5 protein-coding genes are annotated in these 11,805 nt (G+C 61.8%); 2 read left to right on the plus strand and 3 right to left on the minus strand.

From position 1 onward, the window contains the following. Positions 1-265 precede the first annotated feature (265 nt). Positions 266-6,535 carry an amino acid adenylation domain-containing protein gene (locus ACQRBT_RS18715; RefSeq protein WP_412046291.1) on the plus strand — a complete coding sequence of 2,090 codons (6,270 nt, stop codon included), beginning with the start codon at positions 266-268 and terminating at the stop codon, positions 6,533-6,535. Positions 6,536-6,777: 242 nt separating this feature from the next. Here the strand turns inward: ACQRBT_RS18715 and ACQRBT_RS18720 are convergent, their stop codons facing one another. The 3 genes from ACQRBT_RS18720 to ACQRBT_RS18730 form a co-directional block, all read right to left on the minus strand. After that, entirely contained in the window at positions 6,778-8,307 is a 1,530-nt protein-coding gene (locus ACQRBT_RS18720) for an ArnT family glycosyltransferase (protein ID WP_060756836.1), read from the minus strand. Positions 8,308-8,333: 26 nt separating this feature from the next. Beyond that, positions 8,334-9,989, minus strand: a complete 1,656-nt coding sequence (arnT, locus tag ACQRBT_RS18725) for a lipid IV(A) 4-amino-4-deoxy-L-arabinosyltransferase (protein ID WP_104994243.1) — start codon at positions 9,987-9,989, stop codon at positions 8,334-8,336. A gap of 190 nt (positions 9,990-10,179) precedes the next feature. Then, positions 10,180-10,860: a histidine phosphatase family protein gene (locus tag ACQRBT_RS18730; protein ID WP_412046290.1), complete on the minus strand. Its 681-nt coding sequence runs from the start codon at positions 10,858-10,860 to the stop codon at positions 10,180-10,182. Positions 10,861-11,136: 276 nt separating this feature from the next. Here ACQRBT_RS18730 and ACQRBT_RS18735 point away from each other — a divergent pair, with 276 nt between their 5' ends. Further along, positions 11,137-11,805, plus strand: a complete 669-nt coding sequence (locus tag ACQRBT_RS18735; RefSeq protein ID WP_060756833.1) for an ABC transporter ATP-binding protein — start codon at positions 11,137-11,139, stop codon at positions 11,803-11,805.

Genomic DNA, 11,805 nt, shown 5'->3' on the forward strand with positions numbered 1-11,805 from the left:
ATTTTTAGAGTTATTTAACTACTTGATATTTAAGTGAAATATTAATTTTAAATAGAAATTTTAGACAAGTGGCATCGGCCGGATATAGCCAATGTCCTACAGAGCTTTAATCGTTTCAGTAATGAACCATCAGCGAGGTCCGTTGGCGTGCAGGAATGTCCGGGTTTGGGGTGACAGACGTGCCCGGCCCTGCGTGCTCCAATCCGGACAATTCGTCGTAATGGACTTCCTGCGCGGCCAGTGTTGACCCCATGAGAAGGATCTTATGAAGTATCTCGACAGCCTGCCGGTCAGTTACCCCCTCACCGCCGCCCAACAAGACATCTGGCTCGACCAGCTGCGGGTGGGCGACTCGCCGCTGTACAACATCGGCGGTTATGTCGATTTTGCAGGCCCGGTGGTGCCGGGTTTGATCCAGCGTGCCGTCGAGTTGCTGGTGGCCAAGCACGATGCGTTGCGTACGCAACTGCACAGCGATGGCAATGGCTTGCCCCGGCAAACCTTCGCCACCGCCTTGACGACCGAAGTGACGCTGCATGACTTCTCTGCGCTGCCCGACCCCAAGGCGGCGACCCAGGCCCTGATGCAGGCCACGATGTCTCGGCCCTACGCCATGACCGGCGAGCCGCTGTTTCGCTTTTTTTTGGTCAAGCTGGACGATGATCACTATCGCCTGGGCACTCAGGCGCATCACCTGATTCTCGACGGTTGGGGCTTTGGCCAGATGCTGCAATCCCTGGCTCGGCTGTACACCGACCTGCAGCACGGCCGGTCACCTGAGCTGCGAGCGCCGTCCTATATCGACTTCATCGAGGCTGACCTGCACTACCATCAATCCGCTCGCTACGCCCGTGACCGGGACTACTGGCTGGACAAATACCAACTGCTGCCCGAGCCGCTGCTCACCCCCCGGTTGAATACCCCGTCACCGAGCAACACCCTGCTGCAACCCTTCCCGGTGTCGCTGCTCGATCGTATGGAACGCGTGGCCAACCATTACCAGGCCTCGGCGTTTCACGTGTTGCTGGCGGCGTTATATGTGTATTTCACCCGCACCCATCAGCGTGATGACTGGGTGGTGGGGCTGCCGATTCTTAATCGTTCCAACGCACGGTTTCGTTCCACGGTGGGCTTGTTCACCCAGGTGAGTGCGGTGCGTTTTCAGTTCAGTGAGCAGTTGCCGTTCAGCGCACTGGTGCGCGGTGTGCGCGATCAGCTCAAGCGGGATTTTCGCCACCAGCGTTTCCCCTTGAGTGAAATGAACCGCGAACTGGGCCTGCGCCGCACCGATCGCGGCCAGTTGTTCGACCTGTCGGTGTCCTTCGAACAGGACGACCATGACCTGCGCTATGGCCAGGTCCAGGCCCGGGCGATCAAGGTCTCCAACCATCACGAACCGTTGCCGATCGCCATTCATCTGCGCAGCAACCGCTACCAGGACACGGCGTGCCTGCATTGCGTCTACAACGAGGCGTACTTCCAGCACGACGAGGTACAGGCGTTGGCGCAGCGCTTCACCTGGCTGCTGGAACAGGGGCTGGAAAACACCGAGATGACGCTCGCGCAGTTCTCACTGGTGACGCCGGCCGAACAGGCACAGCTGCAACGCTGGAATGCCACCGCGCAGCCCAATACCACGCCGCAGACCCTGCACCGGCGTATCGAAGCCCAGGTGGCACTTACGCCCCAGGCCGTCGCGGCGGTGTGCCAAGGGCGGCAACTGAGCTACCAGCAGCTCAACCAGCAGGCCAATGCGTTGGCCCATCAACTGTTGGCGCACGGTGTGGAGCCGGATGATCGCGTGGCGATCGTGGCCCGACGTGGCCTGGATACCTTGGTGGGGCTGCTGGCGATCCTCAAGTCCGGCGCCTGTTATGTGCCGATAGACCCGGCCCATCCCGCCGAGCGTCTGAACTACCTGTTGCAGGACAGTGCCCCGGTGGCCGTGCTGACCCAGCACGCTCTGCTGCATCGGCTGCCAGCCCTGGACGTGCCGGTTCTGTTGCTTGATCGGCCGACGGTGCACTTGGGCGACAACTCGCGGGGGGCGGCCGGCGCGTCGAACCTGGCCTATGTGATCTACACCTCCGGTTCCACGGGGTTGCCCAAAGGCGTGATGGTCGAGCATCACACCCTGTCCAACCTGGTGGACTGGCATTGCCAGGCGTTCAAGCTACAGGCCGGCAGCCACACCGCCAGCGTGGCCGGGTTCGGTTTTGACGCGATGGCCTGGGAGGTCTGGTCGGCGCTGTGTGTGGGCGCGACGCTGCACCTGCCACCGCCCCAGGAAGGGGCTGAAGACATTGATGCCTTGCTCGACTGGTGGCGTGCGCAACCTCTGGACGTATGCTTCCTGCCCACGCCGGTGGCCGAGTACGCCTTCAGCCAGCAGCTGGAACACCCGACCCTGCGCACCCTGTTGATTGGTGGCGACCGTCTGCGCACGTACAGCCGAGCGCAAACCTTCGAGGTGATCAACAACTATGGCCCCACTGAAGCCACGGTGGTCGCCACCAGCGGGCGTGTCGAAGTGGGCCGGTCGCTGCATATCGGCGGGCCGATTGCCAATGCCCGCGTGTACCTGCTCGATGCGCAACAGCGCCAGGTGCCTGTCGGCGCGACGGGGGAGTTGTACGTTGGCGGTAAAGGCGTGGCGCGTGGCTATCTGAACCGTCCCGAACTGAGTGCCGAGCGCTTTCTCGATAACCCCTTCGACGAGGGTCGCCTCTACCGCACCGGCGACCTGGCGCGCTGGTTGCCTGATGGCAACCTTGAATACCTGGGGCGCAACGACGACCAGGTGAAAATCCGTGGCGTGCGTATTGAACTGGGGGAAATCGAATCTGCCCTGGCCATGCATCCGGCGGTTCAGGACGCGGTGGTGCTGTATCGCGAGGGGCAATTGCTGGCGTGGTTCGTTGCGCGGCATCCGGTCGATATCGACGCGTTGCGCGCGCATCTGCAAGGGTCGCTGCCGGACTACATGTTGCCCGCGGCCTACGTGAAGCTCGACGGGTTGCCCCTGACCGCCAATGGCAAGCTCGACCGTAAAGCGCTGCCTGCGCCGACCCAGGCTGCTTTCATCACGCGCGCGTTCGAGGCGCCGCATGAGGGCGTGGAAACCACCCTGGCGCAGATCTGGGCCGACCTGTTGCATGTGCAACAGGTCGGGCGTCACGACCACTTTTTCGAACTGGGCGGGCATTCATTGCTGGCGGTGCAACTGGTGCAGCGCATGCGCCAGGCCGGGTTGCGGGCCGATGTGCAGGTGCTGTTCGGCCAGCCGACCCTGGCCGCACTGGCGGCGGCGAGTGCCGGCAGTGACAGCGAGGTGCCGGCCAACCGGATTGCAGCGCACTGCACCCAGATCACCCCGGACATGCTCGCGCTGGCCGAGCTGGACCAGGCGAGTCTGGAGCGCATCGTCGCCGGCATTCCGGGAGGCGCCGCCAATGTGCAGGAAATCTACCCGCTGGCGCCGCTGCAGGAAGGCTTGCTCTATCACCACATCACCGACGAACACGACCCGTACCAGCAACACGCGATATTCAGCTTTGCCCGGCGCGAGCAGTTGGACGCGTTTGCCCAGGCCCTGCAACAGGTGATCGACCGCCACGACATCCTGCGCACCAGCCTGGTGTGGGAGGCCCTTGAGCAGCCGCTGCAAGTGGTGTGGCGCCAGGCTCACTTGCGCGTCGAACCACTGCGTGAACGGTGTGAGCCCCTGGACCTGCGCCAGGCGCCGCTGATGGCCCTGGAGTACGCCGAAGATCCCGGGCAGCAAGGCTGGATGGCGAGGTTGCGCTTCCATCACCTGGTCAATGACGCTACCTCGATGACGGTCCTGGCCAACGAAATCCGCGCCCACATGCTCGGGCAACAGGCGCAGCTTGCGCCGCCGGTGCCTTATCGCAACGTCGTGGCACAGAGCCGCTGTGCGGCGCAGCAGGCCGCCCACGAGGCGTTTTTTCGCGAGCGGTTGGCGGATGTCAGCGAGCCGACCCTGGCGTTCGGTCTACAGGAACATCAGCTGGACCGCACTGAAATCGAAGCCTTCGAACGCTCGGTGACGGACCCCCTCAACCGGCGTTTGCGGGCGCAGGCCAGTGCGCTGGGTGTGAGCGCCGCGAGCCTGTTCCACTTGGCGTGGGCCCAGGTGCTGGGTTGCGTATCCGGCCGCGATGACGTGGTGTTCGGTACGGTGCTGCTGGGCCGCTTGCAGGCGGGCGAGGGCGCTGACCGTGCACTGGGTATGTTTATCAATACCTTGCCGTTGCGGGCCTGCCTGGCCGGCAAGACCGTGGTCGAGGCGTTGGGCGACACCCATGCGCAATTGAGCGCCTTGCTCGTTCACGAGCAAGCGTCCCTGGCGTTGGCGCAACGTTGCAGCAGCGTGACGCCGCTATTCAACAGTCTGCTCAACTATCGGCATACCCCTGGCGACAAGGACTTTGACCTGGTGCCGGGCGTCGCCCTGGTCAGCAGTGAAGACATCGTCAGTTATCCGCTGATGATCAGCGTGGACGATACCGCGAGCGGTTTTCACCTCAAGGCGATGGCGCCACGCGAGGTCGGTGCCGAGCGTTTGCTGGACTATCTCGACACCGTATTGAACGGGCTGGCGCAGGCACTTGAGCACGCCCCGCAAACGCTTTTGAGCGAGGTGCCGGTGTTACCCGCCAGCGAGTTGCGCAAGCTGTTGGTGGAGTTCAACCCCGGCAACATCGACTACCCTACGACTGTCACCCTGCAAGGGTTGTTTGAAGCCCATGCGCGACACACCCCGCAGGCCATTGCGGTGCAGGCCGATGCCGGCCAACTGACCTACCGCGAGCTCAACGAGCGCGCCAACCAACTGGCTTTCCATCTTCGCGAGCGAGGGGTGCAGCCGGATTCGCGAGTAGCGTTGTGCGTCGAGCGCGGGTTGGAATTGGTCGTGGGCTTGCTGGCGATTCTCAAGGCCGGTGGCGCCTATGTGCCGCTGGACCCGGGCTTTCCAAGCGAACGCCTGGCCTACATGCTCAAAGACAGTCAACCCGTAGCGCTGCTGGTACACGCGGCTACGCGCGAGTTATTGGGTGAAGTCTCGCTCCCGGTCATCGACTTCGACCGTTGTGCCTGGAGCCACGCACCGACCGGCAACCCGTTGGTTCCCGGCCTGAGCGGCGCCAACCTGGCCTATGTGATGTATACCTCCGGCTCGACCGGCACGCCCAAGGGCGTGATGGTCGAGCATCGCGGCCTGTGCAACCTGATGCAGTGGGCTTGCCGATTGTGCCCGGACGCTGCGGGAAGCGCCTTGCTGCAAAGGGCTCCGTTCAGTTTTGATGGCTCGGTGTGGGAGCTGTTCTGGCCGTTGACCCATGGCATGCGCCTGGTGCTGGCACGGGTAGACGGCCATCGCGACCCCGCTTACCTGGCTGAGGTGATTCGCACGCAGCGCATCACCGTGATCCAATTTGTACCGGCCATGCTGCAGCAATTTCTCGAACTGGAAGCGTCGGCGTTGTGCAGCAGCCTCACCGACGTCTTTTGCGGCGGTGGTGAACTCACCGAAGCCTTGGCCCGCAGCGTCCGGGCGCGCTTGCCCCAGGTGCGCTTGCACAACGTCTATGGCCCCACCGAAGCCACGGTCGACAGCTGCATCTGGACCCTGCAACCCGATGCGCCGGTGCCTGCCCTGCAGTTGCCGATCGGGCGGGCCATCAGTAACACCCGCCTTTATGTGCTGGATCAGCACGACAGGCCGGTGCCGCTGGGTGTCAGCGGTCAGCTGCATATCGGCGGCGTCGGCGTAGCACGAGGCTACCTGGGGCTGGAGCAAATGACCGCCGAGCGCTTTATCGACAGCCCGTTCGTACCCGGTGATCGGTTGTATCGCACTGGCGACCTGGTGCGTTACCTGCCGGACGGCAACCTGGTGTTCCTGGGGCGCAATGACTTTCAGGTCAAGCTGCGCGGCGTGCGCCTGGAGTTGGGCGAAATTGAAGCCTGCCTGGCGGCGCACCCGGCACTGCGTGAAGTAGCGGTGCTGATTCGCGATGAACGCCTGGTCGCCTATTTCACCCTGCGCGCCCCGGCGCCGAGCCTGGAGGCCTTGCGTGCCCATGTGCTGGAGCGATTGCCGGAATACATGGTACCGGCCGCCTTTGTGCAATTGAGTGAATTGCCCCTCAACCCCGCCGGCAAGCTCGACCGCAAGGCCCTGCCGGAGCCGGGGTTGGATGCCGTGGTCAGCCGTGCGTATGAGCCGCCGCAGGGCGAGGTGGAAACCGTGATGGCGGGCATCTGGGCCGACGTCTTGAAACTCGAGCGGGTAGGGCGCCACGACCATTTCTTTGAGCTGGGCGGGCATTCCTTACTGGCGGTGAGTCTGGTGGCACGCTTGCGCAAGGCCGGGTTGGAGGTGGATGCACGCAGCTTGTTCAGCCAGCCGACCCTGGCGCAACTGGCGGCCCGTACCACCGCCAGCGTGCAGCGCGTGGAAGCCCCCCAAACGGCCATCCCCCATCTCAATCGTCGTCGCCGGATCTGAGGATTGGCATGCAGTGTGGGAGGGGGCAAGCCCTAATGCCTGTCAGTTAAGCGATAAAGCGGGCGATGAATAAATTGTGGGAGGGGGCTTGCTCCCGATAGGCCGCGCAGCGGCCTCAAAAATGGGCCTGCTACGCAGTCCATCGGGAGCAAGTCGAATCGTCGCACCGCCCCTCCCACAGTGACCGCGTTAATCCTTAACTAACTGGCATTTGTAGTGGTCATGGCAATCACCATGACGCGCTACTGAGGCGCAGGGACAAACGCCACACTGCCCCCCGATCGCTTCTGAAACAGCCGTTCGCCATTGTCCGGCTGGGTGGTGATGACCTGATGGTCCGCCCCCAAAAACGCCAGCGGCGTCGGGTCTTCCTTGGAATACTGGGCGACGATGATTGTGCGTTGCGGATCGAAGTCCTGGCCGCTGGTTTTTTTCAGCCACGCCATGAACGCGGCACTGTCGCCCTGGCGCGGGAAGTCCTGGGTTTCGCTGACGTAGTAGAAGGGTTTGGCGCCGTTTTGCCTGCCGTTCTGCAAGTACATCGGCAGTTTGTTGTCGACTTCTACCAACACCATTTGCCATTGGTTCCACGGTGCGGTTTTGACGGCCTCGGCTTGCACGTCTTCGGCGAAACGGGTTACGCCGCCGTTGCCGGTGGTCCAGGGGTAGATCACACCCAGTACCAACAGCAGCAAGCCTGCGGTGAAGCCGAAACCTTTTTGCCAGCGCGGCCAACGGGCCGGCTTTTTCTCCAGGCGCTCGCTCAACCACCAGGCGGCCAGCAACTGCGCAAACGGCACCAGCGGCAGCACGTAATAACTGCGGCGGCTGCCGCTGGCGGTGAAGAATACGAACAGCAGGCCCAGGCCCCACACCAGCCAGCGCACATTGGCTGGCGTCTGGCGCCAGTTGCGCACGGCCAGCCACAGGCCCAGCACCCAGCAAGGTGCCCAGGGCAGGGTGTAGACCGGCAGGTAGATCAGGTAGGTGTAGATCGGTCCCATATGGTCGAAGGGATCGAAGAAGCGCACCACGTTTTCGCGAAACACCAGCTCAAGGCCGCTGGCGCCGTAGGTTGGTGCGCCGTAGAGGTGGGACAGTACAAACGGAATGGCGTAGAACGCTGCGGCGATGACGATGGCTGCCACCAGGCGCAGGTTGAGGTGGCGCTTGTAGCGGTGCTCACTGAGCAGGTGCGGCAATAACACCAGGCCCGGTAGCACAAAACCGATCAAGCCTTTGAACAGCGAGGTCGCCGCCAGCAGCAGGAAGAACACGGTATAGCGTCCCAGGCGAGTGTCATCCGGCCCGCGCCAGTACCACCACACTGCCGCCAGCACGCCGCACACCGTCAACACATCCGCCGTGGCCACGCGGGCCCAGAACAGGAAGTAGAACGTGGTCGCGAGCATCCAGCCGGCAATCAACCCGGTGCCTTTGCGGAACAGTTGTTCACCGATCAGGTACACCAGCCAGATGCTCAACCACGCCGAGATGACTGACGACAGGCGCAACGACCAAGGGCCCAGGCCCCCCATCAAGTTGGCAAAGCCGGTGATCAGCCAATAGGAGGGCAGGGGTTTGTCGTAATACGGCATGCCCTTGAGGTAGGGGTCGAAGTAATCGCCACTTTGCAGCATCTGCAAGGCGATGTTGGCCCAGCGGGTTTCCGGCCCCCACAGCTCGCGTGCGCCCAGCCCCAGCAGCAAAAGCAGGGCGGAAACGCTCAGCAGCAGCACCAGCGCGCCACGTTCGGTTTTCCAGAAATTCATCGGTTATTCCCGTGGCAGGCACTGCATCAAGGTTGTTGTGGGTAAATGATCATCAACAGGTCGCCCTTGCGATAGCGTTTGCCACCGGGTGGCAATTGCCCTTCCTCGAGATGTTCACTGGTGTTCTTGACCCGCATCAGTACGCCGACCGAGCCTTGTTTACGTGCATCGGCCAACCAGCCCTGGACACTGGCCAGGTCGACCTTGCGGTGCACCGAATCGTCATAGCGCAGGCCGTAGCGCAACTCGCCTTCGGTGTCATAAATCATCACTTGCGGACGACGCAGGCGCCACGACAAAGCCGATGCCGAGCCCAATTCGTTGCTCAGCAAAGCATGGGTTTGTTGCAATTCATCCAGATGCTCCGCCACGAACTGGTCGGGCATTTCGTTATCCGTGATCATCGCCGGCATGCCCGCCGGCAACAGCGCCACCAGCAAGCCAATGCCCAGGGCCGGCATCGCCCACAAGGTCAGCGGGCGCACCACTTGCAGCAGGTTGGCCAGAATCCAGCCCAGCAGCACGATAAAGGTCAGGGACAGGCTGAACATCTCGGCATGGCTGTTGCCGTACACCGGGTTGCTGACTTGCAGGTAGATCAGCGCCACCATCGCCGTCAGGCCGATCAGGGCGTTGACCACGCCATTGACCAGGATCGAACGTGTCTTGCCTTGCTTGACCAGGTCGATCAAGGCGTGGCCCATCAACAGGGCCAGGGGCAGCAGGCACGGCATGATGTAGGTCGGCAGCTTGCCCTTGCTCAGGCTGAAAAAGGCTAGCGGCAGCAACATCCACAAGGCGAGGAAGGCAATCGCCGGCTGGCCTTTTTCCTTCCAGGTCTTGAGCAACGTGGCCGGCAACAGTGCCGACCAAGGCAGGCACGCCACCACCATGATCGGCAGGAAGAACCAGATCGGCCGTGCATGCTGGGCGTTATCGGCAGCGAAGCGGCGGATGTGCTCGTGCCAGAAGAAGAAGCGCCAGAAGTCAGGCTCCTGCACATGAACGGCCAATACCCAGGGCAAGCACACCAACGCGGCGACCAGCACCGCCAACGGGCCATAGCGCAACAGCTCGCCTACACGACGCTGCCACACCAGGTATGGCACGGCGATCAGGACCGGCAACAACCACGCCAGGAAACCCTTGGTCAGGAAGCCCATGCCACAGGCGACGCCCAGCAATGCCCAGGCGCCGAGCCGCCCGCGAGTAGTGCGGCTGTCCAGGGCAAACCACAGGGCAACCAGGCTCAGGTTGACCCAGAACGTGAATTGGGGATCGAGGTTGGAGTAGCCCGCTTGGCCGGCCACCAGGCCAAAGCTCATGTAGAGCAGGGCGCAGGCGAAGCTCTTGCGTGGGTCATTCCACAGGCGGCGGGCGATCAAGTAGGCCAGCAACACACTCAGGCCCGTGGTGAGCACCGAGGCGATGCGCACACCGAACAGGTTTTCGCCAAACACGGCCTGGCCGATGGCGATCAGCCAATAACCGCCGGCCGGTTTTTCGAAATAACGCAACCCCATGAAGTGCGGCGATACCCAGTTGCCGCTCATGAGCATTTCCTGGCTCACCTGGCCGTATCGGGTCTCGTCCGGAATCCACAGGCCGTGCAAGCCCAGCGGCAACAAAAAGAAAATGGCAAAGCCGAGCAAAAACAGCGGCAGAGGTTTCAACCGGGTCATGAACACGTCGCTCCTTGACGTTTAATGGAGGGCCACGAGTGTAATGAATTCATAGAACAAAGCATCACAATGTTCACTAAGCGGTGGGAAAAAGTCATAACGTCCTTAACTAACGGGCGCGATTAAACATGCCAGAAGAGGGCTGTCGTTTGGCTGAACACAACAGGTGCGGATATGTAAAAAAGTGTGTTTAAAGTTGTTTCAGAGCCGCCGCCCATTCTTCGGTTTTCATCGAACCCACCGCCTTGAGCTTGCCGTTTGGCAAGACCTGTACAAACAGTGCGCTGCCATACTCGGCCGCATCGGCATGGGGGTAACCCAGCTCTGTCTGGAGATCGCTCATGCAGCCACTGTGGGTAACCACTACCAAGTTGCGGCCAGGCTCTTTATGAGGGAGCAACTCTTCGCCCATGGCTTTACCGCAGATGGCCGAAGGGGACGATAACAATGTGGCCTTGCCGAACATGAATTGTGCGGTCTGTGCGGTGCGCGTCGCGGGGCTGGCAAGCACATCGGTATTTTCCATGCCCAGGGCATTGAAGGCTTTGCCCAGGTTGGTCGCTTGTTGGGTGCCGTTGATCGTCAGGCCTTCGGCCGGTCCGAAACACGGGTTGCTGGAGCGATCGCAGCGTTCTTCATGGCGTACCAGTACGATCAGGTCGCCGTTGCGCCAACTGGCCAGGACCCCGGAGGTCACCAGGCGGTTGCCGACGCCAAGGTCAACAGGGGTTGTAGGCCAGAACAGGAAGCCGGCCAGCAGCAGGCCGATAACGGCGACACAGGCCAATGACAATCGAGCTTTTTTCCAGCGCTTTAACATTGCCCCATTGGATTGGGATTTGCTCAGGGTTACGTCAGCCACGCTGTTCACCATCGTCACTATTATTGTGTTGTAAAAAACAGGCGCAACTAATCGGCGGGTGCCCGTAGTGGAGCAAAAGCCTGTCACAGGGCTGCTGTCTTTTAGCTGAACACGTAGATGTTAAGAAGGGTCGATGGCAGCAACTAACAAGTTGCCGGCAGTTGACGCTTGGTGGGCAATTTAGAGAGGTGAGGGTGGGCAAGCAGTGAAATCCATGTGAAAAATTTGCGTGAGGCATGCAGGCAGCCGTTATTCTCGTTTGGAATCCTTCAAACGAGCGTTCTTATGTTGCAGGTGCAAGGTGTTCGCAAAAACTACGCCACGCCCCAGGGACCGCTGACGGTGCTGGCGGGGGTGGACCTATGCCTGACTGAGCGTAGCAGCCTTGCGCTAATGGGCGAGTCGGGCAGTGGAAAAAGTACCTTGCTGCACCTGATAGCCGGCCTGGATCGCGTCGACGCGGGTAGTATTGAGGTCGGTGGATTGCGCCTGGAGCAACTCAGTGAAGGGCAACTGGCCCAGTGGCGTCGAACCGAAATCGGCCTGGTGTTCCAGCAATTCAACTTGATCGGCAGTTTGCGCGTGGAGGACAACCTGGCGTTCCAGGCGCGCCTGGCTGGACGTTTTGATCCGCATTGGCAGGCGCAGTTGGTGGAGCGCCTGGGCCTGGGCGATTTGCTCAAGCGTTACCCCGAACAATTGTCCGGCGGCCAGCAACAACGGGTCGCGGTGGGACGGGCGCTGGCCTCTCGACCGGGCTTGCTGCTGGCCGATGAGCCGACCGGCAATCTGGATGAAGCCACCAGCGATGAGGTGCTGCAATTACTCCTGGACCTGCTGCGTGACAGCTCCACCAGCCTGTTGATGGTCACCCACAGCCCACGCATCGCTGCACGGCTCGAGCACCAGGTGGTGTTGCATCGCGGCCGCGTCGTGCCCGCGGACGCCCGTTGA

The sequence above is a fragment of the Pseudomonas sp. R19M genome (assembly GCF_050312585.1).
In the GTDB taxonomy this organism is placed as follows: domain Bacteria; phylum Pseudomonadota; class Gammaproteobacteria; order Pseudomonadales; family Pseudomonadaceae; genus Aquipseudomonas; species Aquipseudomonas palleroniana.

Excerpts from the sequence above, each read along its gene's own strand:
- ACQRBT_RS18735 (WP_060756833.1), top strand. The coding sequence starts at position 11,137 with ATGTTGCAGGTGCAAGGTGTTCGCAAAAACTACGCCACGCCCCAGGGA.
- ACQRBT_RS18720 (WP_060756836.1), bottom strand. The coding sequence starts at position 8,307 with ATGAATTTCTGGAAAACCGAACGTGGCGCGCTGGTGCTGCTGCTGAGC.
- arnT (WP_104994243.1), bottom strand. The coding sequence starts at position 9,989 with ATGACCCGGTTGAAACCTCTGCCGCTGTTTTTGCTCGGCTTTGCCATT.
- ACQRBT_RS18715 (WP_412046291.1), top strand. The coding sequence starts at position 266 with ATGAAGTATCTCGACAGCCTGCCGGTCAGTTACCCCCTCACCGCCGCC.